The sequence below is a fragment of the Streptomyces sp. NPDC052910 genome (assembly GCF_055585605.1).
Genome location: NZ_JBVJJR010000002.1, coordinates 126,928 through 150,783 on the forward strand (window position 1 = coordinate 126,928; position 23,856 = coordinate 150,783).

At 74.5% G+C, this 23,856-nt stretch carries 23 protein-coding genes; 12 read left to right on the forward strand and 11 right to left on the reverse strand.

Annotation, left to right across the window (positions count from 1 at the left end):
- Nucleotides 1-109 precede the first annotated feature (109 nt).
- Both ACZ6X9_RS06355 and ACZ6X9_RS06360 read left to right on the forward strand, forming a co-directional pair.
- Nucleotides 110-802, forward strand: a complete 693-nt coding sequence (locus ACZ6X9_RS06355) for a hypothetical protein (RefSeq protein WP_469776789.1) — start codon at nucleotides 110-112, stop codon at nucleotides 800-802.
- A 37-nt stretch (nucleotides 803-839) separates the two neighbouring features.
- Nucleotides 840-1,031, forward strand: a complete 192-nt coding sequence (locus ACZ6X9_RS06360; protein ID WP_469776790.1) for a hypothetical protein — start codon at nucleotides 840-842, stop codon at nucleotides 1,029-1,031.
- Between the two features lie 393 nt (nucleotides 1,032-1,424).
- Here the strand turns inward: ACZ6X9_RS06360 and ACZ6X9_RS06365 are convergent, their stop codons facing one another.
- Nucleotides 1,425-1,823 carry a hypothetical protein gene (locus tag ACZ6X9_RS06365; RefSeq protein ID WP_469776791.1) on the reverse strand — a complete coding sequence of 133 codons (399 nt, stop codon included), beginning with the start codon at nucleotides 1,821-1,823 and terminating at the stop codon, nucleotides 1,425-1,427.
- Between the two features lie 353 nt (nucleotides 1,824-2,176).
- Between ACZ6X9_RS06365 and ACZ6X9_RS06370 the strand changes: the two genes are divergently transcribed.
- The gene (locus ACZ6X9_RS06370; RefSeq protein WP_469776792.1) at nucleotides 2,177-3,715 is read left to right on the forward strand and encodes a hypothetical protein; all 1,539 of its coding nucleotides are present in this window, start codon (nucleotides 2,177-2,179) and stop codon (nucleotides 3,713-3,715) included.
- A 115-nt stretch (nucleotides 3,716-3,830) separates the two neighbouring features.
- Here ACZ6X9_RS06370 and ACZ6X9_RS06375 read toward each other — a convergent pair whose 3' ends face one another.
- The 3 genes from ACZ6X9_RS06375 to ACZ6X9_RS06385 form a co-directional block, all read right to left on the reverse strand.
- Nucleotides 3,831-5,012: a L,D-transpeptidase gene (locus ACZ6X9_RS06375; protein WP_469776793.1), complete on the reverse strand. Its 1,182-nt coding sequence runs from the start codon at nucleotides 5,010-5,012 to the stop codon at nucleotides 3,831-3,833.
- A gap of 277 nt (nucleotides 5,013-5,289) precedes the next feature.
- Complete coding sequence (locus tag ACZ6X9_RS06380; RefSeq protein WP_469777621.1) at nucleotides 5,290-5,724, reverse strand: response regulator; 435 nt, start codon at nucleotides 5,722-5,724, stop codon at nucleotides 5,290-5,292.
- Nucleotides 5,724-6,095 (reverse strand): hypothetical protein, encoded by a 372-nt coding sequence (locus ACZ6X9_RS06385; protein ID WP_469776794.1) that lies wholly within the window; start codon nucleotides 6,093-6,095, stop codon nucleotides 5,724-5,726. The genes ACZ6X9_RS06380 and ACZ6X9_RS06385 overlap by 1 nt, the downstream gene beginning before the upstream one ends.
- 263 nt (nucleotides 6,096-6,358) lie before the next feature.
- Between ACZ6X9_RS06385 and ACZ6X9_RS06390 the strand changes: the two genes are divergently transcribed.
- Both ACZ6X9_RS06390 and ACZ6X9_RS06395 read left to right on the forward strand, forming a co-directional pair.
- Complete coding sequence (locus ACZ6X9_RS06390; protein WP_469777622.1) at nucleotides 6,359-8,056, forward strand: sensor histidine kinase; 1,698 nt, start codon at nucleotides 6,359-6,361, stop codon at nucleotides 8,054-8,056.
- Complete coding sequence (locus ACZ6X9_RS06395) at nucleotides 8,053-9,282, forward strand: PP2C family protein-serine/threonine phosphatase (RefSeq protein WP_469776795.1); 1,230 nt, start codon at nucleotides 8,053-8,055, stop codon at nucleotides 9,280-9,282. The genes ACZ6X9_RS06390 and ACZ6X9_RS06395 overlap by 4 nt, the downstream gene beginning before the upstream one ends.
- A gap of 53 nt (nucleotides 9,283-9,335) precedes the next feature.
- Here ACZ6X9_RS06395 and ACZ6X9_RS06400 read toward each other — a convergent pair whose 3' ends face one another.
- Nucleotides 9,336-10,226, reverse strand: a complete 891-nt coding sequence (locus tag ACZ6X9_RS06400; protein WP_469776796.1) for a universal stress protein — start codon at nucleotides 10,224-10,226, stop codon at nucleotides 9,336-9,338.
- Between the two features lie 149 nt (nucleotides 10,227-10,375).
- On the opposite strand from ACZ6X9_RS06400, the gene ACZ6X9_RS06405 reads away from it, so the two are divergent.
- On the forward strand, nucleotides 10,376-10,957 hold the full coding sequence (locus tag ACZ6X9_RS06405) for a TIGR03086 family metal-binding protein (protein ID WP_469776797.1): 582 nt from the start codon (nucleotides 10,376-10,378) through the stop codon (nucleotides 10,955-10,957).
- Nucleotides 10,958-11,072: 115 nt separating this feature from the next.
- Here the strand turns inward: ACZ6X9_RS06405 and ACZ6X9_RS06410 are convergent, their stop codons facing one another.
- Nucleotides 11,073-12,245, reverse strand: coding sequence for a serine hydrolase domain-containing protein (locus tag ACZ6X9_RS06410; RefSeq protein ID WP_469776798.1), 1,173 nt, complete (start codon nucleotides 12,243-12,245; stop codon nucleotides 11,073-11,075).
- Between the two features lie 200 nt (nucleotides 12,246-12,445).
- Between ACZ6X9_RS06410 and ACZ6X9_RS06415 the strand changes: the two genes are divergently transcribed.
- Complete coding sequence (locus ACZ6X9_RS06415) at nucleotides 12,446-13,081, forward strand: alpha-ketoglutarate-dependent dioxygenase AlkB (RefSeq protein ID WP_469776799.1); 636 nt, start codon at nucleotides 12,446-12,448, stop codon at nucleotides 13,079-13,081.
- A 249-nt stretch (nucleotides 13,082-13,330) separates the two neighbouring features.
- Here the strand turns inward: ACZ6X9_RS06415 and ACZ6X9_RS06420 are convergent, their stop codons facing one another.
- Complete coding sequence (locus ACZ6X9_RS06420; protein ID WP_469776800.1) at nucleotides 13,331-13,498, reverse strand: hypothetical protein; 168 nt, start codon at nucleotides 13,496-13,498, stop codon at nucleotides 13,331-13,333.
- Nucleotides 13,499-13,584: 86 nt separating this feature from the next.
- Nucleotides 13,585-13,785: a hypothetical protein gene (locus ACZ6X9_RS06425; protein WP_469776801.1), complete on the reverse strand. Its 201-nt coding sequence runs from the start codon at nucleotides 13,783-13,785 to the stop codon at nucleotides 13,585-13,587.
- A gap of 597 nt (nucleotides 13,786-14,382) precedes the next feature.
- Between ACZ6X9_RS06425 and ACZ6X9_RS06430 the strand changes: the two genes are divergently transcribed.
- Nucleotides 14,383-15,672, forward strand: a complete 1,290-nt coding sequence (locus ACZ6X9_RS06430) for a cation:proton antiporter (RefSeq protein WP_469776802.1) — start codon at nucleotides 14,383-14,385, stop codon at nucleotides 15,670-15,672.
- On the opposite strand, the gene ACZ6X9_RS06435 is transcribed toward ACZ6X9_RS06430, so the two are convergent.
- Nucleotides 15,669-16,637: a helix-turn-helix domain-containing protein gene (locus ACZ6X9_RS06435; RefSeq protein WP_469776803.1), complete on the reverse strand. Its 969-nt coding sequence runs from the start codon at nucleotides 16,635-16,637 to the stop codon at nucleotides 15,669-15,671. The two genes, ACZ6X9_RS06430 and ACZ6X9_RS06435, sit on opposite strands and share 4 nt — an antisense overlap.
- 236 nt (nucleotides 16,638-16,873) lie before the next feature.
- Nucleotides 16,874-17,662, reverse strand: coding sequence for a DUF998 domain-containing protein (locus ACZ6X9_RS06440; RefSeq protein WP_469776804.1), 789 nt, complete (start codon nucleotides 17,660-17,662; stop codon nucleotides 16,874-16,876).
- Between the two features lie 169 nt (nucleotides 17,663-17,831).
- On the opposite strand from ACZ6X9_RS06440, the gene ACZ6X9_RS06445 reads away from it, so the two are divergent.
- The 3 genes from ACZ6X9_RS06445 (at nucleotide 17,832) to ACZ6X9_RS06455 (ending at nucleotide 21,819) form a co-directional block, all read left to right on the forward strand.
- A complete protein-coding gene (locus ACZ6X9_RS06445) occupies nucleotides 17,832-19,103 on the forward strand; it encodes a streptophobe family protein (protein ID WP_469776805.1) in 1,272 nt (423 codons plus the stop codon).
- Between the two features lie 147 nt (nucleotides 19,104-19,250).
- The gene (locus tag ACZ6X9_RS06450) at nucleotides 19,251-19,679 is read left to right on the forward strand and encodes a gamma-glutamylcyclotransferase family protein (RefSeq protein ID WP_469776806.1); all 429 of its coding nucleotides are present in this window, start codon (nucleotides 19,251-19,253) and stop codon (nucleotides 19,677-19,679) included.
- A gap of 379 nt (nucleotides 19,680-20,058) precedes the next feature.
- Nucleotides 20,059-21,819 (forward strand): M4 family metallopeptidase, encoded by a 1,761-nt coding sequence (locus ACZ6X9_RS06455; RefSeq protein ID WP_469777623.1) that lies wholly within the window; start codon nucleotides 20,059-20,061, stop codon nucleotides 21,817-21,819.
- 46 nt (nucleotides 21,820-21,865) lie between these two features.
- Here ACZ6X9_RS06455 and ACZ6X9_RS06460 read toward each other — a convergent pair whose 3' ends face one another.
- The gene (locus ACZ6X9_RS06460) at nucleotides 21,866-23,167 is read right to left on the reverse strand and encodes an alpha/beta hydrolase family protein (RefSeq protein WP_469776807.1); all 1,302 of its coding nucleotides are present in this window, start codon (nucleotides 23,165-23,167) and stop codon (nucleotides 21,866-21,868) included.
- Nucleotides 23,168-23,402: 235 nt separating this feature from the next.
- On the opposite strand from ACZ6X9_RS06460, the gene ACZ6X9_RS06465 reads away from it, so the two are divergent.
- A complete protein-coding gene (locus ACZ6X9_RS06465) occupies nucleotides 23,403-23,789 on the forward strand; it encodes a hypothetical protein (protein WP_469776808.1) in 387 nt (128 codons plus the stop codon).
- The last annotated feature ends 67 nt before the right edge of the window (nucleotides 23,790-23,856 follow it).

Here is a 23,856-nt window from a genome sequence, read left to right on the forward strand (position 1 = left end):
TGTCCCCCTGCCCCCGTGCCGACGAAGACCGTGATCGTAACGGGTGGCCGGGAACCGGGCGCGGGCCGCCGCTTCGGCGCCGGTACGCGAAATAGGAGATGATCAGGGTATGTCTGTTTCTCTTGAGGTTTGTCGCGACCGTACCGACGACAGTGGTCACTGGGAGGACGAGCGCACCACCGCGGTCGTCCTGGCCCGCGAGGACGGCGCGGTCATCGGTTCCGTCGTCGTGCTCGACCTGGGGGCCGACGACCCGGCCCTCCGCTTCGCCGCCGTGCCCGAGGGTGCCTTCGAGGCGCTCGTCCCCATGCTGCGCGAGGCGGCCGGCCTGGCCCGCGCGGCGGGCGGCACCACTCTTCGGTGGGTGGCCGAGTCCGACGAGATGCCGCCGTCCGTCCCGGCGGAGCTCGGTGCCGCCGAGGACGGCGACGTCTACCGCTGGTGGCACCTGGACCTCTCCGCCGCCCGCGCCGCGGACACCGGAGCCGGTCCGGTGGAGGAGCGGCCGGCGGGCGAGGGCGCGGTCCTCCGGCTCGGCCTGGAGGACGCGGTGTTCGACGTCGAGCTCGAGGACGACACCGCCGTCCTCGTCCACGACCGGGAGGAAGAGCACACCGCCGACGAGCTGACGGCCCTGGTCTCGGCCGTCGTACGCCGGGTGCGCGAGGCCCACCCCTCCGTCCGCGCGGCCGAGGCGTACGCGGCACCCGACGACGACACCCTCGGCGCGGCCCTGACCGCCGTCGGCTTCACCCCGACGGACCGGCGGGCCGTCGAGTACCTGCTGCCGCTGGGCGACTGAGTCCTGGTCGGTCACCGCGAAGGCCGGCACCGCGGCCGTGACCGCGCTCTGGGGCCTGTTGGCCGGCCTTGCCGGCCCCCGCGCCGCCAACACGGCGGCCGGTCTGGTCCTGCTGGTGACACCGGCGCTCCTCCCCCACGGCGACGGCGCCGCTCGGACCGCGGACGTTCCGGCGGGTACGGGGGTGGGGGGCGGAGGCGCCGCCGCTTCCGGCGCGACGGCCGAGTGACGTGAGGAGGGCGACGGGGACTCCGGCGGCCGGGGGGGGAAGCGCCGGTGCGCCCCCGGCGGCGGCGTCGCACACTGCCGGCGGCGCCGGGATGCCGCTCCCGTGCCCGGAAGGCCCGGCACCGGTGCGATGTCAGTGCCCGGTGGCATGCTCGCCCCCATGCCGTCCGGCACTCGGAGCCCGTCCGGCGCCCGGAGCCGGGCTCCGCTTGGGACTTCGGCGACGACCGCGAGACGGCGCGCCGGCTGCCGCGCCTCGCCGCGCTCTGTGCGGAGCGACGGACCAGCGGAGCAGCGGAGGGGCGGCACCTCGCCGGCACGACGCCGCGTATACGCGAAGGCGCGTGGGCCGGGCCGTCGCCGGCCGTCCCACGCGCCCCTCAGGCGACCATCGTCAGCACGTGGCCGACGGGGTCTCGAAGGTGCCCTGGCCGTCGACCTTGATCAGGCCGACGTAGCTGCGGTCGCAGGGGTAGCTCATGTTCCAGGTGCTGTTGGCGCGCTCGCCCTTGCTGATGGTCTTCAGCTCGCCCCACTCGGTGCCGTTGGAGCGGAAGCCGAGGTGGGCCTTGATGGTGGAACCGGCCTTCTTGGTGTAGATGATCTCGATCCGGGAGGGGCTGGTGTTCAGCGAGATGCAGAGCTGACCGTTGCTCATGCTGGTGCACTTGACGCGGTCGCTCCCGGAGGCGTGGGCGGGAGTGGCGAGCAGCGTGGTGCCGGCGGCTACGCAGGCTGCCGTGATGAGGGCGGCGCGACGACGCATGGTGGGTTCCCCCTTGGTGGTGTCCATGATCAACGCTGGGGACAGTAGCAGCACCGGAATCCGGGCTACCGGCTCTTCGGGCCTACTTTTCGCGTTCCCGGGGGAGCACCCTTGGAGGGCCGGGACGCAGGCCGTCGCGACGAAGACCGGACAGGTCCCACTTCACACTGATATGGTGGAGGTGTCTGGTGTAAGTCGCGTCAATTCAGTTCTCGGGCACGAGAGTTCACGGCACGCGGCGGCCCGCCGCCCGCTGCCGTCGGCCCGGGGAGCGGACACGCGACGCGGGGGATCACGGGGGCGGTCATGGCGGTGCGCCACGCGTACGACGACAAGACCCGACGAGGCAGCGGTGGCGGACGCCCGACGGCGGGAGCAGCATGATCATCATCGTCCCGCCCGGCGCCGACCCCACCCTGCGGCTCGCCGCCGTACCCGACGACGCCACGGTCGTCGACGTCGGCCGACGTTTCGTCGCGGAGCTGGTCCGCCAGGCCACGCGCGGTGCGTTGCGCACCCGGTCGCGCTCCCCCGGCGACCGGCTCATGGCGACGGCCGGCACCCGGGCCCTGGGCGACGCGTCCCGGCCCAGGCTGCACCGGCTGCGCGGGCTGGGCGCGGTGCTGGGCGCGCTCCACGAGCCGGGGCACGGCGTACGGCTGCGCCTGGACGACCTCGAACCGGCCGACGGGAGCCTGGAGTCCGCCACCGACGTCCTGCGCGCCGCCGCGGCTCCGGCGCCGTACGACGGAGCCCTGGCGGGGGCCTGCGCGGACGTGCCGCGAGGGGCGGCCGTGCGGCTGGTCGTCGAGCGGGAGCAGCAGGTGCCGGCGGCCGTGGCGCTCGCCCGCGCCCTGCGCCCCCGGGTACGGCGCCTCGAACTGACGGGCCGTTGGGCGACCGACCGCGGCCCGGCGCTGGGCCACCTGCCGCCGTTCGCCGGCGTCGGTCTGGTCCCCGCGCCCCGGGGGATGGCGTGGGAGCTCGCGGACCCGTTCGGTCCGGCCCCGGACGACGGCCTGCGCTGGCGAGAGCGCCCGGCCGACCCGGTCCCGGCCGGCCCCTGGGCGGGCCGGGTGGGGCTGCGGGAGCTGGTGGGCGGCGTGGTGCCGGCATACGACGGCGAGCCGGAGCCGCCGGCCGCGCCCGGCCCGGCCGGCGCGGGCCCACCGCGGGCCGGCCGCCCCGATCGCCCCAGCCACCCCGATCACCCCGGCCGGCACCCCCGGCTCGCCGTCCTCGGCGTCTGCGGCGCCGCCGACCGGGCGGTGGGCCGGGGCGGCACGGAGCTGTCCTGGGACCGGCTCGCCTCCGCCGTCGGCGCGGCACGCGACCGGGGCACCACCGTCGTCGCCGAACTCTGGCTGGGGGCGCCCGGGATCCCGCCCGAGGCGGCCGAGGAAGCACTCGTCAGGCTGGAGGACGTGGTGGACCGGGTGATCGGGCTCCGCCGCTTCGACTGGCCGGCCGGCTGGACCGACCCGTCCTGGGCCTCCCGCCCGGTGACGCTCGCGGACGCGGGCCCCGAACTGGCCCTGCGGCGGCCCGTGCTCGCCCCGGCGCCCCCGTCCCCCGAGCGACTGGCCGCCCTCGCCGCGGCGCTCGGCCGCCCGCTGGCGCGGGCCGGCCGGCTCGCGCCCGGCCGGGTCGCGGGCGCCTATCTGCCGCCCCCGGGGCCGCACCCGGACTCCGTACGCGGCCTCGACCCGGACGTCGTCGTCGGCCGGCGGAGCGCCCGCGCCGACCGGGCGCTGGCCGTCAACCTGCGCACCGGCGCCTGTTCCTACGTCTCCCTGCGGGTCGCCGACGCCATCGACCGCTACCGCGACGGCTACACCTTGCGCGAGGCGCTCCGTCCGCTGTCCCCCCGCGCCGTCCGGGCCCTGCGGGACGGCGGGGTCCTCGGGCAAGTCCCGTGAGGGGACGGGCCGGCACCACCGGCCGCCCGCGCCGGCGCCCGGACGCCCGACGGGGCGGCCCGGAGGTGTCCCTCCCGGCCGCCCCGTCAGGCGCGTATCCGCTCGCGTCGCCGCGTCAGTTCTTCAGCGCGCTGCGCTTCTGCCACTGCTCCCAGCTCTCCTGCCAGACCTCGAGGCCGTTGCCGACGTCGGTCTTGACGGTGCTGGAGGTGCCCTTGACCTCCACGGTGGAGCCGATGGGCAGGAAGTCGTAGACCCGCTTGGCGTCCTCGGTGGTCATGCCGAAGCAGCCGTGGCTGTTGTTGACCACGCCGATCTGGTTGTTCCAGGGCGCGGAGTGCAGGAAGGTGCCGGAGGCGGTCATGTGGGTGACCCACTTGGCGTCCAGCATCCACTGGTTGCCGTAGCCGATGGTGGACGAGTCCATGGTCTCGTCCGCGTTCTTGCTGCGGACGGTGTGGATGCCGCCACGGGTCGGCGCCTCCGGGGAGCCGGCGGAACCCTTGACGCTGCCGACCGGCTTGCCGTTCTCGTACATGGTCAGCGTGTGACCGGGGACGTCGATGACGGCCTTGTGGTCGGCCCCTATGGTGAACCCGTACTCGTAGTCCCGGGCGAACCAGCCGCCCTCGCCGCTGTCCACACCGGCGAGCGAGCCCTTGACCGAGACCTTGGTGCCGCTGGGCCAGTACGTCTTGGGCCGCCAGTCCAGCCGGTCCTGGCCGGAGTAGTCGGTCACCCAGCCCCAGGCGCCCTCCACCTGCGGGGTGGACGTGACCTTGAAGTTCTTCTCTATCTCGGCCCGCTTGTCCTTGTCCACCTTGTGGTCGAAGAGGATCGAGACGGGCATGCCCGTGCCGACGGTCTGCCCGTTCTGCGGCGTGTTCGTCAGCTTGTTGACCTTCGGCGCCTGCTGGGTGCTGAAGGTCGCGGTCGCGGTGGACTTCCGGCCCTTGGCCGACTCGGCCGCGGTCTGCACCGTGTAGGTGGTCTTCGGCTTGACCTTGCCGGCCGACTGCCAGGTGACACCGTCACCGGACAGTTTCCCGTCGACCTTCTCCCCCTTGTCGTCCTTCACCTCCACCGAGGTCAGCTTGCCGCCGTCGGCCTTGACCGAGATCGGCGAGCCGAGCTTGACCTCCTTGGTGCCGGCCGCCGGGCTCACGGTCACCTTGGCCGCGGGGCCCGCGTCGTCCGAGGACCCCCCGTCGGACCCCCCGGAACAGGCGGACAGCACCAGCGACCCCATGAGGGCGGATATCAGCAGGACGGGGCGACGGCCCTTCCCGACGTGCACGTGAAAACCTCCAAAGACAGCGAGTCCGCGGCGGGCCCGGCTCCGCTGCCGGTCCGAGAAAGCCAAGCAAGTCGAACAACCCCCCCGCCACTCTGTAGAGATGACGTGGGCACCGCCGCGGTTCCTGGAAAAAACGATATTTGTGCGGGATTCGCGCGGACGGTCCGGCCGGCGTCCCACGCCGTGTGAACCGCCTCACGGCCCCGCCCGGCCCCGGAAACGACGGAGCGGTGGCAACCGCTCCGGAAGCCCGGAGGGTGCCACCGCCCGGACTCGCCTACCCCCGCGGCAGTTTGGTGGCCGTGTCCAGGTAGAAGGCGTCGATGCTGCGCACGGCGCGGGTGAAGTCGTCGAGGTTGACGGGCTTCGTGACATACGCGTTCGCGTACCGCCGGTAGGCGTCGGTCACGTCGTCCGGGGCGGCGGACGTGGTCAGCACGACGACCGGGATGGTGCGCAGCTCGTCGTCCCCCTTGAGGACCGCCAACAGCTCCCGCCCGTTCATCCGCGGCATGTTGAGGTCCAGCACGATCAGGTCCGGCCGTGGCAGGGCGGGGTCGCGCAGGTGGTCCAGCGCGGCGATGCCGTCCTGGACCTGGGTGAGATTGCGGGCGGCTCCGTGTTCCAGGAGCGCCTCCTTGATGAGCATCGCGTCCGCCGGATCGTCCTCTACCAGAAGGACGTCGTAGGGGCGCGCGGGGGCGGCCATCATCATCGGCTCCGCTCGGTGTGCTTCGGGGGATGGTGGGTGGTGCCGTGCACGATGCCGGGCCAGCGGTTGCGGGCCCCCTGGCGGCTCATCTCGCAGGCCCGCCCGATCTGGGGGTAGCCGGCCCCGGTCCGCGCGGCCTCCTCGGCCGCGGCGTCCGTGAGGCGCTGCACCGCCCGTTGCATGTGGATCAGCATGTGGAGGTAGGCCAGGGCCTCCGCCCGGGCACCGTCCGGGTCCGCGGGCCCGCCGGCGGCGGGCAGCAGGCGGAACGACCGGTGGGCCAGGCGGTGGGCCAGGCCGGCGAGCGCTCCCTCCACCATCGCGGAGATCTCGCCCTCGGCGAGGCGCGGGGAGAAATGGGTGCCGGGCATGGCGCCCACCCTAGGTGTTCCCCCACCCTCCCGACAACTACGGTTGTCACGGCACCGGTACGGTGTGCCTGCCGAGGTGCCGGGGAAGCAGCCCGGGGGGACCTTGGGGGACGGAAAAACGGAAGGCGGACAACGTGGTGGTCGAGACTGCTCCTCGACAGGGCGGTTCCAGGAGATCCCCGTCCGGGGACCCCACCGGGACGGGACGGGCCGGCGGGAGACGGAACGCGTCCGGCCGGCAGGGCTGGACGACGCGCCAGTGGCTGCGCGTCGGCGTCACCACGACGCTGGTGGTCCTCACGGTGCTCGGCGCCCTGGGAGCCTGGGCGCTCGCCCGGACCGCGTCGATCAGTGACCGGCTGGTGGACGTGCGGTCACCGGCACTGGTCGAGGCGGTCCGGTTGGAGAACGCGCTGGTGAACCAGGAGACGGGCGTGCGGGGGTACGGCCTCACCGGCCGGCGGGAGTTCCTGGAGCCCTACACGCACGGGCTGGCGGACGAGAGCAAGGCCGTCGCACGGTTGCGCGGGCTGGTCGGCGACGAGCCGGCGTCCCGTGCGGACCTGGACCGGGTGCGGGAACGGGCCGAGACCTGGCAGGCGCGGGTCGCGCGGCCGGTCGCGGCGGCCCCGGGCCCCGAGGCGGCGCGCATCGTCGAGCGGGTGGGCGCCGGGAAGGGCGACTTCGACGCCGTCCGCGCGGCGCTCCGGGACCAGCAGCGGCATCTGGCCGAGGACCGGGCCGGGACCAGCGCCGACCTCGCCGACACCCGCCGGCTCCGCAACGGGGTCTTCGCGGCCATCGCGGTGGTGATCGTCCTGGTGGCGATCCTCGTCTTCGAGGGGCTGCGGCGGGGCGTCACCGGCCCGCTGGAGCGGCTGAGCGCGGACGCCCGGCTGGTGGCCCAGGGCCACTTCGGGCACTCCATCGCGGCGACCGGCCCCGCCGACCTGCGCCGGCTGAGCGGTGACGTGGAGGCGATGCGCCGGCGCATGGTCGGCCAGTTGGAGTTCAGCGAGAAGGCCCGCACACTGCTCGACGAGCAGGCCGCCGACCTGCGCCGGTCCAACGCCGAGCTGGAACAGTTCGCCTACGTGGCCTCACACGACCTCCAGGAGCCGCTGCGGAAGGTGGCGAGCTTCTGCCAGTTGCTGCAACGCCGGTACGGGGACGGCCTGGACGAGCGGGCGCACCAGTACATCGCCTTCGCGGTGGACGGGGCCAACCGGATGCAGGTGCTCATCAACGACCTGCTGGCCTTCTCGCGCGTCGGCCGGGTGCACAAGGACCACGACACGGTGGACCTGGGGGCCGTCCTGGAGTCCACGCTGGACGCGCTGAGCGTGCCGGTCGAGGAGTCGGGGGCGGACGTCACCCACGATCCGCTGCCCACGGTGGTGGGCGACCGGACGCAGTTGGGGATGCTCTGGCAGAATCTGATCTCGAACGCGGTCAAGTTCCGTTCCCCGGACCGCCGTCCGGCCATCCATGTGGCGGCCGACCGGGACGGCGACGTCTGGCGGTTCGCCGTCACCGACAACGGCATCGGGATCGGCCCGGAGTACACGGAGAAGGTGTTCGCCCTCTTCCAGCGGCTGCACACCCGTGAGGCGTACCCGGGGACCGGTATCGGCCTGGCGATGTGCCGCAAGATCGTCGAGTTCCACGGCGGCACGATCGCCGTCGACCCGGAGCACGAGGGCGGTGCCCGCATCGTCTTCACGCTGCCGGCCACCGGGCCGGCCGGAGCGGGGGCGGACGGCGTGGAGGGCACCGAAGGCGCCGGGCCGGACGGCACGGCGGCGTCCGGCGGGGCCGCGAAGGACAACGGCAAGAACGACGAGAACACCGCGAACACTGAGAACACCGTGCGAGACACCGTGGAGAACGCCCCGAAGAAGTCCGCGGGGAGCGCCACGGACGACGCCGCCGCCGCCGGAACCGGGCGGTCCGCCTCATGACCGCCCAGACCTCCGACGCCCCGGAGCATCTGACCGGCGGCGTCTTCCCGGGTCCGGAGACCGCCGTACCGCCGCACTACCGCGTCCTGCTCGTCGAGGACGACGCGGGGGACGCCCTCCTGGTGGAGGAGCTGCTGGCCGACACCGGGCTCGACCACACGCTGGTGTGGCGCAAGACACTGGCCGAGGCCCGTGCGGAGCTGCGCGCGGACGGCGCCGACTGCGTGCTGCTGGACCTGCACCTGCCGGACGCCTCCGGGACGGCGGCGGTCAGCGCGGTACAGCAGGCGGACCCGCATGTGGCGGTGATCGTGCTCACCGGACTCGCCGAATCGCACGCCGGGGTGCGGGCGGTCACCGCGGGCGCCCAGGACTACCTGGTCAAGGGGCAGGTCGAGCCGGAGCTGCTGCAACGCGCCGTGCACTACGCGGTGCACCGCAAGCAGGCCGAGCGGGCCAAGGCGGAGCTCCAGGCCACCCAGTTGCGTGCGCAGGAGAACACCCGTCTGGAGCGCGGCCTGCTGCCGACGCCGCTGCTGGAGTCGCCCGCCGTGACGGCCACGACGCGCTACCTGCCGGGACGTGAGAGCGCCCTGCTGGCCGGTGACTTCCTCGACGTCGTCCAGACCGACGACCATGTCGTCCACGCGCTGATAGGCGACGTCAGCGGGCACGGCCCGGACGAGGCCGCGCTCGGCGTCGCCCTGCGCATCACCTGGCGGGCGCTCACCCTGGCCGGGCACCGGGGCGAGCGGCTGCTGGACCTGCTGGAGCGGATGCTGGTGGCCGAGCGCACCCGGCACGAGATGTTCGCCACCTGCTCCCTGCTCACCCTGGACCTGCGGGACTCCACCGCCGTCCTGCACCTGGCCGGGCACCACGAACCGCTGCTCACCGCGGAGGGGACGACCCGGCCGGTGGTGGCGGAGCACGGGGTGGCCCTGGGCCTCGCGCCGGGCCTTTGCCACTGGCCGGCCACCCGGCTCACGCTGCCGCGGTCCGGGGCGCTGACGCTGTACACCGACGGGCTGATCGAGGGGCACGCCGGGCCCGGCTCGCACCGGCTGGGCGCGGAGGGTCTCGTCGACCTGGTCAACCGGGTCCCGTCGCAGGAGCCGCCGGACCGTCAGCTCGACCGGCTCGTGGCGACCGTCCGGGAGCTCAACGCCGAGCGGCACGCCGACGACCTGGCGATCCTCCGGCTGGACTGGCGGACGCCGGCCTGAGGGCCGGTCCCGCTGCCTCGTCCGCGCCCTGACGCGCCCCCGCCCCGCGGGCGTCAGGAGCCGTCGGCCGACTCCTCCCCCGCCGGCACCACGGCCACCGGACAGTCCGCCCGGTGCAGGACGGTGTGGCTGACCCGCCCGAGCTGGAGGCCGCGCCCGTGGTGCCGGCGGACGGCGCCCACCACCAGCAGGTCGGCCTCGTTCGAGGCGGCGACGAGGGTTTGGTGGGCGGCTCCCTCCACGGTGACGGCGCGCACGGTGACGTCCGGGTACGCGGCCCCGGCCGCGCGCAGTGCCTCGTGCAGCTCGCGGCCGGCCCGCTCCTCGTGGTCGAGGGGCTCGTCGCTGGGCAGCGGGTAATGGGCCACGGACTGCCGTGCCGGGTGCCGCCAGGAGTGGACGGCATACACCTCGCAGTTGCGGGCTGCGGCCTCCCGGAAGGCGAAACCGACGGCGGCGGGCGCCTCCTCGCTGTCTCCCACGCCGACCAGGACCCGCCCGCGGGCACCGCGCATGCCGTCCTCGGAACCGCGTACCACGATCACCGGGCAGGGGGCGCGGGCCGCCACCGAGAGGCTGACCGAACCGAGCAGCAGCCCGGTGAGGGTGCCCCGGCCGGACGGGCCGGTGATCACCGCCGCGGCCTGCCGGCCGGCCTCCACCAGGGCGTTCACGGCCTCCTCGGGAACGGTTTCGGCGTGGACGCGTACGGACGGGTCGCGCTCCCGGGCGTGCCGGGCGGCGGCGGGCGCCACCGCCTCCTCGGCGCGGGCCTCGGGCGAGGGCCCGTCCGGGGGCGGAAGGCGTCCTTCGTAGCGCTCCCACAGCGAGGCGTACAGCACCCGCAGCCGCGCGTCGTGCCGGGCCGCCTCGTCCACGGCCCAGTCCAGGGCCCGCAGGCTGCCCGTGGACCCGTCGACACCCACGACCAGGGGGAGCTCCACCGTCCGTCACCTCCGCACCGCGCGGTCCGCGCTCCGGGCACCCCCGCAGCACCCTCGCACCGCCCGGCACCGGGCGCGAGCGGTGGCTGGTCCGTTCGGCCGACCCGGGCGGGCTCGCGCGGAGCGGCGGGCGCGCCGAGCATGGAGGCATGACGAACGACGCGAGGAGCGCGCTGCGGGCCCGGCACCGGGAGGCGCTGGAACGGTTCGGCGAGCGGGTGCACGCGGTGGGGCCGCGCCAGTGGGACGCGCCGACGCCGTGCTCGCAGTGGACGGTGCGCGATCTGGTGAACCACCTCACGGCCGAACAACTGTGGGTGCCACGCATGCTGGACGGCGCGTCGGTGGAGGACGTCGGTGACGAGCTGGACGGGGACGTGCTCGGCGACGATCCGCCGGCCGTCTGGGACGCGGCGGCGGAGGCCGCCGTGGCGGCGTTCGCGGCGCGGGGCGCCCTCGGGCGCACGGTACGGCTGTCCTACGGCGAGACGAGCGCGGAGGGCTACTGCGCGGAGATGACGGCCGACGCGGTGGTGCACGCCTGGGATCTGTCCCGCGCCGTCGGCGCGGCGGAGCGCCCGCCGGAGCCGCTGGTCAAGGCGGCGGAACGGGCGTTCGGCGGGTACGGGGAGGATCTGTCGCCGACCGGCTTGTTCGCGGCGCCGGTCCCGGTGCCGCCCGGCGCGGACGACTGGACACGGCTGCTGGCGCGACTGGGCCGGACGGTGTGAGGCACCGCGCCGGGGCGGGACGAGGGCCGGACGGCGCGGCCCGGGAGGGGCGGAGTGCCGGTTCGCACGCGTGGCGGTCTCCGACGCCCCCCGCCCCTGTCATGCGGTGCGGAGCTCAGCTCTTGGCGCAGAACTCGGCCGGGAACATGTCGTCGTACGGCTTGCCGTCCTCCAGCCAGTCGCCGTTCATCTGGAAGGTCAGCGCGTGCTTGCCGTCGCGGGTGACGGCGGTGCTGGTGAGCGAACCCCAGACGATGCCGTCGTGGCCGTAGACCTTCACGCCGCAGGACAGCGACCGGACGATCATGCCGAGCCCGTACTCGAAGGGCTGCCCGGTCTTGACGGTGGTGAGCATGGCGTCGAGCTGCTTCTTGGGGAAGAGCCTGCCGCGCAGCAGGGCGCTGTAGAAGCGGTTGAGGTCGCCGGTGGTGCTGATGACCTCGCCGGTGGCGCCGGACCAGGCCGGGTTGTACTCGGTGGCGTCGTAAATCTCGGGGCCGGGGTTCTCGGCGTAGAGCTTGGAGTAGCCGACGGCGTGCGGGGCGGGCAGCTTCGGGTCGGTGCCGGGGAAGGTCGTCTCGCGCAGGCCCAGGGGCTTGACGATGCGTCGTTCGGCCTCGCGGGCCCAGGGGTTTCCGGTGGCCTTTTCGATGATCATGCCGGCGATGACGAAGCCGGTGTTGGAGTAGTGCCAGCCGCCGCCCGGCGCCCAGTAGGGCGGGTACTTGAGGCCCATGGCGACGATCTGCTCGGGCGAGCGGTACTCGAAACGGTGCTTGAGGAAGCCGGGGCCGTTCATGTACTCCCGCCACTCAGGGGTCTCCACCATGTCGTGGACGCCGCTGGTGTGGTTGAGGAGCTGCCGGATGGTGATCTTGCTGCCGTCGTAGCCGTTGCCCTGCAGCAGCCCCGGGAGCCAGCGCTCCACGGAGTCGTCGAGGCGCAGCTTGCCCTCGGCCTCCAGTTGCAGGATGACGGTGGTGACGAAGGTCTTGGTGATGCTGCCGGCGCGGATGTGGTCCTGGGCGGTGCGTTTGCGCTGGGTGGAGGTGTCGGCGTAACCGGCGGAGCCGAACCATTCGCCGTCGGACCCCAGGGTCCCGGCGACGACACCGGGCATCCCGGCCGCGTTCAGCGCGTCCAGGCCCTGCTGCGTCCGCTGGTGCGGCCCTGTGGCCTCCGGGGCGGGCGCGGCGGTCGCGGGCCCGGCCAGCGTCGCGGCGCCGACCGCCAGGGCGGCGGTGAACCCGAGGGCCTTGCCACGTATCCGGAGTGAGAGCTTCGGCATTGCACATCCTCGCCAACCCGTCACCGTCGGGGGTGACGTCGGAATGATCATGGGCGAGTGAAGTATAGGTAAAGAAATTGCCTATCAGGCGGCGCATTCAAGCCACTTGAGGAGCGGGCACATGTTCGTGGCCGGTGGGGCACACACCTCTCAAAGGATCGATAAACGGACATGTCCGTTACGCGACGTACGGTGGAAGGATGGCCGTACCCCTGCAGGGCTCCCTCTTCGACGTGGCGGACGAGATCCGGCTCGCGCGCCCGCTCGCCGATGCCCGCCGGACGGAGCTGGGGTCCGGGGCCTGGATCGATGTGCTTCCCGGCTGGGTGTGCGGCTCCGACCTGCTGTTCGAGGCGCTGCTGACGGGCGTGCCGTGGCGCGCCGAGCGGATGCGCATCCACGACACCGAGGTGGCGGTCCCGCGGCTGCTGGCGTACTACGGCGAGGACGACGAGCCGCCGCACCCCGCGCTGGCGGCGGCCCGGGACGCCCTGGACGCGCACTACGGGAGGGCCGGGCCGGCCGAGCGGTTCCGGACCCTCGGTCTGTGCCTCTACCGCGACGGGCGGGACAGCGTCGCCTGGCACGGCGACCGCCGCGGACGCGGTGCCGCCGAGGACACGATGGTGGCGATCCTGTCCCTCGGCGAGCCGCGGCCGCTGCTCCTCCGGCCGCGCGGCGGCGGCCCGGCCCGCGTCCGGCGGCCGCTGGGCCACGGGGATTTGCTCGTGATGGGCGGCAGTTGCCAGCGCACCTGGGACCACGCGATACCGAAGACGGCCCGGGCGGCCGGGCCCCGCATCAGCGTGCAGTTCCGGCCGAGCGGCGTGGGCTGAGCGGAACGCGCGGAGGCGGGCGCCGCTGTCACGGCACCGGACGTGGCGTGATTCCGCGCAAGGACATCTTGACGGCGGGCTGGCCGCGCCGTTCGGCCGGCCGGCGCGTACGCCCCGGCCGGAAGCGCTCACGCACGGAAACGGAGGCCGGGCGCTCGGGTTTCTTTCGGTCCGGTGCGCCGGAACGACGCGGCGGCCGGGCCCGGGCGGTCGCCCGGGCCCGGCCGCGTACACGGTCGGCGAGTGGGGTCAGGTGCCGCTGCCGGGACGTTCGGGGGTCTCCTCGTCGCGGGTGACGGCCTCGGGCTCGCGCCACTCCTCCGAGCGGGTCGGGCGGCCCGTGCGGGTCTGGGCCCGCAGTTCCTTCTTGAGCTGATCGTCCTTCTTGGGGCTGTGCTTGTCGCTCTGCCGCTGCATCGCTGTGACGTTCCTTCCTCCGGTGGGGGGCTCCGGCGCCGGATCGGATCTCCGGTACCGGAGCGGTTTTCCGGTGCCGGCGACCGTCAGGGGTGGTCGGGCCGCTGCCCGGGCGGGACGCCGCCGCCGCGGCCGCCGCCCTTGGCGCCCTTGTCGGTGCCGTGGGCCCGCTCCGGGCCGCCGGGGCCCACCTTGCGGTCCAGGCCCGCCTTGGCCGGGGCGGAATCCTGGCTGGTGGCGCCCTTGCCGCTGCGTCGCAGGGCACTCTGCTGGGGGTTCTTGGTCATCACGCCTCCCCTGTCGAGTGATCGCTTGGGTCGGTACGCCTGTCCGGACGGGGGCGGGGGAAACCTCCCGGAACTTTTCCGTCCGCTCCTGTCCAGCCTAGGCACCGGCCTTCGCCCCGGCGCGGCGGACGGGGAAGCCGCCCGGCCCTCCGTTACCGGCCGGAGAACAAGGTGGACGCATGTCCTCCCTTTTTTCCCGACAGACCGGACCTCCCAGGCCGGGCGGCCCGTCCGAACGCCGGGCCGACGGTCTCCGGGATCCCCCGTACGGGTATTGCCCGCCGAATTCCGCTTTCCCGTACGGCTTTTTCGGGGCCGCCCGCATCCGCCCCTATCGCCGTTCGCCCTCCCGCCGCCATTTCGCTTTCCCGGGCCCGGCACGACCGCCCCCCTCCCCCGCGACGACCGTCCTCTCTCTTCGACCGCCCCCCCTCCAGCGGCAGCCTCGCCAAAACCCTGACGCCACCCCCAATTACCCCCGGACCTCGACCCCGGTATTTCCCCGGCGTCCTGCGGCAGGCATTCTCCGCGCCGCCGGGCGCCGGTAGCCTGATCCGCGAGTCGCGCATCGCACGGAATGACTACGGGGGAACGTGCATGACGAGCGGAAACATCCAATGGTTATTCCTCGATCTCGCTTTGGTCTTCGTCCTGGCCCGCGCCCTGGGCGCCGCCGCGGCCCGGGTGGGGCAGCCGCCCGTCGTCGGCGAGATTCTCGCCGGGGTGCTGCTCGGGCCGAGCCTGCTGGGCGACGGCCCGGCCGGACGGCTGTTCCCCACGGATGTACGGCCGTTCCTCTCGGCGCTCGCCGACATCGGTGTCGCGCTGTTCATGTTCACGGTCGGACTGGAGCTGGAGCACCGGGCCCTGCGCGGGCGTACCCGCGTCACCGCCGGTGCCGCGCTGGGCTCGACGCTGGTCCCGTTCGCCCTGGGCATCGGGCTCGCCTTCTGTCTGCTGCGCGGCCACCCCACCGACCAGCGCACCGCGTTCGTGGTGTTCGTGGGGCTCGCGGTGTCGGTGACGGCGTTCCCGGTTCTGGCGCGGATCCTCACCGACCGGGGGCTGGCGCGGACGGAGACGGGAGGGCTGGCCCTGGCGACGGCGGCCGTGGTGGACGTCGCCGCCTGGTCGGCGCTGGCGGCCGTGCAGGCGGCCGTCGGCGGGCCGGGCGGGCACGGACACTGGCGGGCGGCCCTGCTCCCGCCGTTCGCCGCCGCCCTGGTGCTGCTGAGACCGGTGCTGCGCCGGGCGCTCGGGCCGGCCGGGCCGGACGGCGCGCTCACCTCCCGCGCGTTCGGCGTGGCGGTGACCGGCGCCCTCCTGTCGGCGGCGGCGACCGAGGCCATGGGCATGCACTACATCTTCGGGGCGTTCCTGTTCGGGGCCGCGCTGCCCAGAGAGGGGAGCGACCGCGTACGGGCCGAACTGGCGGGCCGCACCGGGCAGGTGACCGCCTTGCTGCTGCCCGTCTACTTCGTGGTGGCCGGCCTGAAGGTCGACCTGCGGGGCGTGGGGGCGCAAGGGCTCGTCGAGTTCGTGGTCATCCTGGCCGTCGCGGTAGGGGGCAAGTTCTGCGGCACCTACGCCGGGGCCCGTTCCCAGGGTCTGGCCGGCGGCCCGTCGGCCACCCTGGCCGCTCTGATGAACACGCGCGGGCTGACCGAGCTCGTCATCCTGGGCGTGGGGCGGGAACTCGGCCTGCTCGACGGGCCGCTGTACTCCCTGCTGGTCGTGATGGCCCTGGTGACCACGGCCATGACGGGCCCGCTGCTCTCGCTCATCGAACGGCGTGACCGCGGGCGCCCGGGGCCGCCCGCGCGCCGCCCGGCCGGTGGCGGGGCGGCGGCCGGGCGTCCCTTGACGGGCCGGGCCGCCGATGCCTAGTGCGACGGGCGGCCGGCGGGCTCCGCCGCCGGGGTCCCGGGAGCGTCCGGGGCCCCGGCGGCGGAGCCCGCGGGGCTCCCCGGCGCTCCGGGCCCGCCGACGACGATCGAGGCGTGCCGGTGCACGGCACCGCCGACCGCCGGGTGCACGATGACCTGCACGTCACGGAGCGCGCCGGGGGTCAGGCCGGTGACGGCCTTGAACTCCCGGATGAGGTGCGACTGGTCGTAGTAGCCGCAGCGCGCGGCGAGGACCGCGTGCGGCAGGTCGGCCGGCGCCCGGACCAGGGCCTCCAGGGTGCGGCGGAAGCGTGTCATACAGGCCACGTCCCGGGGCGTGACGCCCACATGGCGCTGGAACGCCTGCTGGAGCCGGCGCCGGCTCCAGCCGGTCTCCCGCGCGAGGTCGGCGATGCGGGTGCCGGTGCCGTCGTGCAGCAGCCGCTCCCAGGCCCAGGCCAGCGGGGGCGGCACCCGGCCCGCGTACGTCGCGTCGAGGCTCAGGAACACCTCGTCGAGCAGGGCGAACCGCGCCTCCCAGGTGGGCGCCTCGCCGAGCCGCTCGGGCACGTCGCCCAGGCGCCGGCCGAGCACGTCCCGGGCGTCCGGCAGCACCCCGGCGAACTCCCACAGGCGCGGCCCGAGGAGCCGGTTGGCCCCGTCGAGCGTCAGCGTCACCTGGACGCCCCGCCACGGGCCGGGCGGGACGAACCGGAGGGCGCTGGTCCGGGCCGCGTAGACGGCGGTCGGGTACCCCGGCGGGTCGTACCGCCGGCCGGGCTCCCCCATGCTCAGGTAGAGCGCGGGCAGGGCCATGGGCGTCTCCAGCCACGCCAGTTCCCGGGTGGGGTCGATGACGAAGGCCCGGTATTCGACCACCGTCTCCCACAGGGCGGGGTGAGGCCGCCCCGAGGCCACCAGAATCCTGCCCCACGGTTGCTCGAACCGCCTCGTGCTCAGCTCCATCCCCCCAGGTCTCGTGGACGACGGACGCACCGGGAGTGCGCATTCGTCCAATACCGCGGATCCGTTCCGCTCCATGCTGGTGAGCGGGCCGGCGTCGTACCGGTCGGGTACGGGAGGAGGCGGACCACGGGGGTGCCCGTCTCCCTCCCGCCGCACGGTACGCCGTCGGCCGCCCGCCGGGCCAGAGCCGGACGGACGGCCGCGCTCGCGCACCGGCCGGAACGCGTCCTTCCGCTTCAGGGCCCCAGGGCCGGCGCTCCGCCCCGCTCCCCCACCGGCCCGCGCAGTTCCGCCGCGAGCAGGACGAACCACACGCCGACGAGCACCAGGTGGGCCCGCTGGGGAACGCCGTGCCAGCCGGGATGGCCGAAAAGAGGGCCTACGGTGGCGACAGCCGAGGCGAGAGCGGCGGCCGGCATCCATGGGGTCCAGCGGGACAGCACGGGCCACCGAGCCTGGGCCGCGGCGACGGTGAAGAGGAACATCGAGCCGAAGAGGGCCGCGTGCACCAGGGCGCTGGTGGCGGTGTGCCAGGGGTTGACGGCCTCGCAGCCGGTCTCCACCGAAGGGGCGCAGCGCATGGGGACGATCACGTCGGCCACCGAGCAGATGCCGAAGGCGACCAGGCACCACCAGCCGGCCTCGGCGACCGGCCCCGACCGGCGGTCCCTGGCCAGCAGCGCGCCGGCCACCACCAGGGCGGCGGCGAGGAGCTCCGCCAGCCCGAACAGGAGGTGGAAGCGCTGGTCGGCGGCGTAGAGCTCGCTGACGTAGGAGTGCCGCGGATCGAGCCCGGTGGGCAACGGGAACTCCAGCAGCCAGTCGTTGTAGACGACGGCCGCCGTGAGCAGCAGGGCGGGCGCCACGACCGTACGCGCGAAGTGGCGGCGCCGTGGCATGGCGGGCGGCGGGGCGTGCCGGGGCACGGCGGTCGCGAGCGCTGTCCGCCGTGAGCCGGGGGAGGGCGGTTCGTACAGGGCCTGCCTCCCGTGGTCGAGGCAACTGCTGTCAGTGCCGTCGTTCATCTTCGCGCCACCCCAGGGTCTTCATTGTGTGTACCGGGACCTCGCTCACCGCAAACGGGACGTCCGCTTCCCCCGGGTGCCCCGGCAGAGGGGTGGCAATCGGTTCCGGGGCATACGGTTCGAGCCATACGGGGAGGTCAGCCGCCGTCCGACCGAGGCAGGAGCGCGCGTGGGTCAGGTGTCGAGGTCCGGGTACGGAGAGGCCGTCCGGGCGTGGTCGGAGGCGTTCGGCGCGGTGGCCGCCGCCGTGGCCGCCATGGTCGTCACCGCCGCCCTGGGGCTGTGGGCGGCGGGGTCGGGCGGTTTGCCATCCGGGGCGTTCCCGGCGGTTCTGGCGGCGACGGTGGTGGCGGCCGTGGGCGGGCCGGTGGAACTGACGGGCGGCGCGGGGTTCTTCGGCCGTACGGGTGCCACCCTGGCGGTGGTGCCGCTGTCGGTGTCCCTGGCCGGGGCGCTCGCGCTGGCGGCCGGGGTGCTGCGGCCGCTGCGGCGCGGGCCGGCGCCGGACGGCCGGGAGCTGACGGGCCGTGCCGTCCGGGTGGCGGTCCTCTGGCCGGTGGCGCTGCTGGTTCCGGCGCTGACCGCGCGGCACACCTTCCGGATCGGGTTGGGGGACGGGCTGCTGGACGAGATCGGCGAGGCGCTGGACGTCCGGCCCGAGGTGGGGTTCCGCGCGGATGTGGCGGCCACGCTGGGCCGGGGGCTGCTGTGGTTGCTGGTGTTGTACGTGATCATTGTCCTCACCGCGCGCCGCACCCCGCTGCCTTCCCCGCTGCGCCGCTTCCAGGACGCGGCGCGCCCGCCGGCACGGGCGGTGGTGGGGCTGCTGCTGGGATACGTCCTGCTGGGGCTGGTGGTGGGGCTGGTGACGTTGTGTACGCGGGGTCATCCGGCGGAGACGGCGGCCGTCCTGCTGCTGGGGCTGCCCAACCTCTGCTGGCTCGCCCTGGGCGTGGGCCTCGGCGGCGCCTGGCAGGGGAACGTGCCCGACGCCATCGGTCTGCCGGTCCCGTACGCGCTCGCCGCGGTCCTGCGGGAGCCGGGCGGCGGCACGGCGACGGTGGACCTGGCCTCACTGGGACGGTACGACGACCGGGCGTGGGTCCTGTCGCTGGTGGCGGCGGTCGCGCTGGCGGCCGCCGCGTTCCTGACGGCCCGCCGCTTCCCCGCGCCGTGGTGGCAGCAGGCCGTCCGGCTGGCACCGGCCCTGGCCGTGGCCCTGGTGGCCGCCGGCCTGCTCACCCGGATCTCGGCGCGCTACGGCTTGTCGCTGTTCGGCGTGGGCGACCTCGACGCCTTCGGCGGGGAGGTCCGGCTCCGGCCCCGGCTGCCGTTGCTGCTGGGGTGGGGGGCGGTGTGGGGGCTGACCGCGGGGGCGGCCGCCGGGGCGCTGGCCGGACTGCTCGCCCGTGCCCGGCGGTCGCGGGACGACGCCGGATAGGCTGACGCGCGCGGCCGGAGGGGAAGGCGTCGCGTCTCCGGCGTCGCGTCTCCGGCGTCGCGGCCGGAGGACCCCATGGGCCCATGACCCCCCAGCCCCATGGGCTTACAGGCTGACGCGCGCGACGCGAGGACGGGGGAGGCGGGGATGGCGGGCGACGAGACGCCGCTGCCGGTGTTCGTCTACGGGACGCTGCGTCGCGGCGGCGGCAATTACGACGCGTTCCTGCGCGGGCGTACCGCCGAAGAGGTCCCGGCCCGACTGGCGGGAGCGGTGCTGTATGAGGGCCCCGGCTACCCGTTCGCGGTGGCCGCGCCCGCCGGTGAGGTCCGCGGCGAGCTGATGACGCTCGACCCGGCCGGTCACGCGCCCGTGCTCGCCGCCCTCGACGCGCTGGAGGGCTACCGCCCGGGAGATCCCGGCAACCTCTACGACCGGGTGGCGCGCGAGGTGCGCACCGAGCGCGGCGCGGCCGTCCGCGCGTGGGTGTACCTGGCCGCCGAGCCGATCGCCCGCAGGCTGCGCGCGACGGGCGTCCTCCTTCCCGGCGGCACATGGCCGCGCGGCGGCGTGTGACGGCGGACGTGCGCCGCGTCACCGCGCGTCCCACATGCTGAGCGGTTCCCGAACTCGTGCAACCTGACCCGCTTTTGGCCTGTCTTGCCGGTCGGACGGACGGCCCGTCGCCCACCGTTCACGCTCTGTTGATTTCGTGTCAAGAGTTGATCAACTGTTGTGAACACCGTGTAAACAGTCTTTCCATGTGCATGCCAAGCGCTGCACAGTCTGCGCGGGACCACAGGTTCCCGCGGTGCACGAGTGACAGCACCGCCCCCCGCCAGCGACCCGGCACGCCGGGCCGTCATGACGCAAAGGGCGCTGAACAGTGCGTACATCCCCCACTTCCCCCGGCCGAATACTGACCGTCGCCGTCGCGGTGGCCGCCTCCGCGGCCATGGCCGGTGGCGCCGTGGCCGCCCCGGCCCCGGCGACGAGCGCGGCACGGAGCGCCACGGTGGCCACGGCGAGACCCGGCTCCGCCGCCTCCCAGGTGGCAGGCGCCGACGTGGTCCGGGCGGCCCGCTCCGCCGCCGTCGCCCACGCCAAGGACACCGGCGTCGGCCCGCAGGAGACGCTGACCGTCAAGGACTCCCTGGTCGACCCGGAGGGCAAGCGCCACGTCCGGTTTGGACGCGCCTACCAGGGCGTTCCGGTGGTCGGCGGCGACCTCGTCGTCCACCTCGACGCCAAGGGCGGCTACACGGGCGTCACCCGTGCCGCGCGGCACCGGGTCGCCGTCCGGTCCGTCAAGCCGAAGCTGACCGAGCGTCAGGCCGCCGTCAAGGCCGCCGAGGCGGTCAAGGGCACGGCGGGCCGCACCGAGCTGGTGGTGGATGCCACCGGCGGCACGTCCGTCCTCGCCTACCGGGTGACCGTCACCGGCGGCCGCGCGGCCGAGAAGGGCGCCCTGCGCGCGGTGACCGTGGACGCCGTCTCGGGGAAGGTCCTCGCCACCACCCCGCTCACCGACGCGTTCATCTCCCCCAAGCTCAAGGACACCTTGCGCGCCAAGGGCCGCACGGCCGCTCCGCGCCTCGGCGCGGCGGCCACGCCGCGGGCGGCCGGCTCCGACGCCGCGTCCACCTACCCCGCGCAGGCGAACGGCTCCGGCGCCTCGATCTTCGACGGCACCGTCCCGCTCGTCACCACCCAGACCGCGCGCAGCTCGTTCACGCTCAAGGACCTCAGCCGCGGCAGCGCCGAGACCCGGAGCGCGGGCGGCCAGGAGCTCGACGTCTTCACCCGGGGCAAGGCGTTCACCAACAGCACCAACCGCTGGGGCAACGGCACCGCCTCCGACCCCACCAGCGCCGCCGTGGACGCCCAGTTCGGCGTGGCCAGCACCTTCGACTACTACAAGGGCACCTTCGGCCGGAACGGCATCAAGAACGACGGCGCCGGCCCGCGGGCCCTCGTCCACTTCGGCAACCAGGTGGGCAACGCCTTCTGGTCCCCCGACTGCTGGTGCATGCTCTACGGCGACGGAGACGGCGAAACGTTCAAGCAGCCGCTGGTGGCGCTCGACGTCACCGGGCACGAGCTCACCCACGGCGTCATCTCGGCCACGGCCGGTTTCGAGCCGACCCGGGTGGACTCCTCCGGCAACCAGTTCGGCGAGGCCGGTTCGCTCAACGAGTCGTTCGCGGACATCTTCGGCACCGGCATGGAGTTCCGCACCAACAACGCCGGCAACCCGCCGAACTACCTCCTCGGCGAGAAGCTCGGCCTGGACCAGCAGTTCCTGCGCCGCCTCGACAAGCCCTCGCTGGACAAGCTGGAGGGCACGGTCGACTACTGGGACGCCGGCTCCTACGACCGTGAGGTGCACGCCGGTTCGGGTGTCTCCTCGCACGCCTTCTACCTGCTCGCCGAGGGCAGCGGCAAGAAGACGATCGGGAAGTTCTCCTACGACTCCCCCACCTACGACGGCCGGTCGGTGACCGGCATCGGCCGGGACAAGGCGGAGCAGATCTTCTACCGGGCGCTGACCCGGTACATGGTCTCGACGACCGACTTCCACGACGCCCGCAAGGCCACCCTCCAGGCCGCCGCGGACATCCACGGCGCCGGCAGCGCCGAGTACCAGGCCGTCGACCGCGCCTGGGCCGCGGTCAACGTGACCGAGGCCAACACCCCGTCCGCCGCCCGGCACTGACGGAGGCGACGGGCTCCCGGCCGGTCCGGCCGGGAGCCCGTCGCGCTCACCGGACCCGCTCCACCTCCGGGAATCCGGCCGGCGGCACGTCACCGGGCCGCGTGTCCCGGTCCCGCAGCCGCCGGTCGAGGAAGGACGTGACGAGCGCCCGGGTGATCGCGACCGACCGGTCACCCGGCAGCGCCCCGAGCACCGTCGTCACCGTCTCCCGGGGGACCGTGCCCCGCTCGGCCAGCCGCGGCAGCAGCGCGGCGGCGTCGTTGAACGCCCCGTGGGCGGTGTCGCGGACGATCAGCCGGTGGACGCGGCCCCGGCTGTTCCCGACGAGCGCGTCCCACGAGGGCCGGTTCTCGTCCGCGTCCGCGGCCGAACCGACCAGCAGGAACGGCCGGTCGAGCCCCTTCTCCGCCACCTCGCTCAGCTCGACCCCCTTCCCGTCGGCCGTCTTCGGGAAGTGCATCTGCCCGTCCAGGTTCACCCCCGCGACGAGCCGCGTGTCGCCGCACATCGCCTGGGCCGCCGTGAAGCCGCCCGCCGAGTGCCCGGCCATGCCGGTCCGCGACAGGTCCAGTGCCTCCGCCAGCCCGCGCGGCAGCCGGCCCGCCGCCGTCCGGCCGTGCCGGAGGGCGTGCAGCCGGCCGAGGACGAACCCCACGTCGCGCACCCGGGCCTCCATCGAATGACGGGTGAGGTAGACGAGGTCCGGGTGGTCCTTCATGTACGCGGGCAGGACGGACACTTCGAGCGACCCGTCCGGGAACCGCACCTCGGACGCCTCGTAGGTGTGGTCGATCGTGACGACGACGTAGCCCCGCGAGGCCAGTTCCTCGACGAGGCCGGTGCCCCAGGTCCGCGGGTCGCCGGTGCCGGACGACCAGAGCACGACCGGGCGGGGCCCGCCCGGCAGCACCTGGGCACCGGGGCGGGCGTGGCTCCGCGTCTCACGCCAGTCCGTACTCCCCGGTGGCACCTGGTAGTTGAGGGCGGCCATGCCGTCCGCCCCGCCGAAGTGGACCGCCGCCGCGGGCTCCATGTGCGGCGCCGGCTCCGCGCCGCCCGTCCCGGGGACGGCCGGGTACCAGAACGTCACCATCAGCTCGCGCCGCCGGTCGCCCCGCCACGGGTCGGGCCGGGCGGCGTCGGTCAGGTGCAGCGCGGCCGTGCCGATCGCGTACGGGCCGGTGGGCGCCGGCAGCCGGAGCGGCACTGGGCCCGCCGCGGGCCGGCCGGGGGCCGCCGCGGCGGCCCGTGCCGCCGGTACGGCGACGGCGGCCGACAGGGCGGCGGCCACCACCGTGCGCCGGCCGGGGCCCGTGGGGCGCTGCCTGCTGGTCTCGTACGTCGGCACGTGCTCTCCCTCCTCGCCCGCCGCGGGTCGGCGGGACGCGCGCGGCTTCGGCTGTGCCGGCCGCGCGGGTCCATTCTGGCTGGCTGCCGCGCGGCGAACGGACTTCAGTCAGATGACTGTTGACGCCCCGAAGCGAACCATTTGAAGATGCAATGCCCAAGGGGCGCCCGGCCGCGGGCGGAAGGTCCGCGGCGGCGCCGTGAACGTGCCCGCGACCCCGAAACGGAGTGCACCCATGCCCTTGTCCCGGAAGAACCGGAAGAAGCTGCTGACCGGTGGCGCCGCCGCCCTCTCCGGCGCCGCGCTGCTGCTGGGCGCGGGCCTCGCCCAGCCGGCCGCGGCCGTCGACCTCCCGAACGCCCCGGTGGCGTACTTCGCCTCCGGCAAGGACCTGACCGGCAGACAGGCCCCGGTCGACATCACGGATACGACGTGCCACAACCTCGCCGAACCGGCGCTGTCGGCGGTCAACCTCACCGTCGCCGACATCCAGGTCTACTTCGACCGCGACTGCCGCACCGGGCGGCCCGGGCACCCGAGCGACCTGTACGACGGGCTCGGCAGCCTGCACTGGGGAAACTTCCCGTACCCCGCGCTCAGTTACCGGGTCGTCCGGCACTGACCGGGTGGCCGGGACCGGCGAGAGGGCGAGGACGGCATCCGCCGGACGACCTCCGGGCATCAGCCGC

Excerpts from the sequence above, each read along its gene's own strand:
- ACZ6X9_RS06355 (WP_469776789.1), top strand. The coding sequence starts at position 110 with ATGTCTGTTTCTCTTGAGGTTTGTCGCGACCGTACCGACGACAGTGGT.
- ACZ6X9_RS06365 (WP_469776791.1), bottom strand. The coding sequence starts at position 1,823 with ATGGACACCACCAAGGGGGAACCCACCATGCGTCGTCGCGCCGCCCTC.
- ACZ6X9_RS06370 (WP_469776792.1), top strand. The coding sequence starts at position 2,177 with ATGATCATCATCGTCCCGCCCGGCGCCGACCCCACCCTGCGGCTCGCC.
- ACZ6X9_RS06380 (WP_469777621.1), bottom strand. The coding sequence starts at position 5,724 with ATGATGGCCGCCCCCGCGCGCCCCTACGACGTCCTTCTGGTAGAGGAC.
- ACZ6X9_RS06385 (WP_469776794.1), bottom strand. The coding sequence starts at position 6,095 with ATGCCCGGCACCCATTTCTCCCCGCGCCTCGCCGAGGGCGAGATCTCC.
- ACZ6X9_RS06395 (WP_469776795.1), top strand. The coding sequence starts at position 8,053 with ATGACCGCCCAGACCTCCGACGCCCCGGAGCATCTGACCGGCGGCGTC.
- ACZ6X9_RS06405 (WP_469776797.1), top strand. The coding sequence starts at position 10,376 with ATGACGAACGACGCGAGGAGCGCGCTGCGGGCCCGGCACCGGGAGGCG.
- ACZ6X9_RS06410 (WP_469776798.1), bottom strand. The coding sequence starts at position 12,245 with ATGCCGAAGCTCTCACTCCGGATACGTGGCAAGGCCCTCGGGTTCACC.
- ACZ6X9_RS06415 (WP_469776799.1), top strand. The coding sequence starts at position 12,446 with ATGGCCGTACCCCTGCAGGGCTCCCTCTTCGACGTGGCGGACGAGATC.
- ACZ6X9_RS06420 (WP_469776800.1), bottom strand. The coding sequence starts at position 13,498 with ATGCAGCGGCAGAGCGACAAGCACAGCCCCAAGAAGGACGATCAGCTC.
- ACZ6X9_RS06425 (WP_469776801.1), bottom strand. The coding sequence starts at position 13,785 with ATGACCAAGAACCCCCAGCAGAGTGCCCTGCGACGCAGCGGCAAGGGC.
- ACZ6X9_RS06430 (WP_469776802.1), top strand. The coding sequence starts at position 14,383 with ATGACGAGCGGAAACATCCAATGGTTATTCCTCGATCTCGCTTTGGTC.
- ACZ6X9_RS06435 (WP_469776803.1), bottom strand. The coding sequence starts at position 16,637 with ATGGAGCTGAGCACGAGGCGGTTCGAGCAACCGTGGGGCAGGATTCTG.
- ACZ6X9_RS06440 (WP_469776804.1), bottom strand. The coding sequence starts at position 17,662 with ATGAACGACGGCACTGACAGCAGTTGCCTCGACCACGGGAGGCAGGCC.
- ACZ6X9_RS06450 (WP_469776806.1), top strand. The coding sequence starts at position 19,251 with ATGGCGGGCGACGAGACGCCGCTGCCGGTGTTCGTCTACGGGACGCTG.
- ACZ6X9_RS06455 (WP_469777623.1), top strand. The coding sequence starts at position 20,059 with ATGGCCGGTGGCGCCGTGGCCGCCCCGGCCCCGGCGACGAGCGCGGCA.
- ACZ6X9_RS06465 (WP_469776808.1), top strand. The coding sequence starts at position 23,403 with ATGCCCTTGTCCCGGAAGAACCGGAAGAAGCTGCTGACCGGTGGCGCC.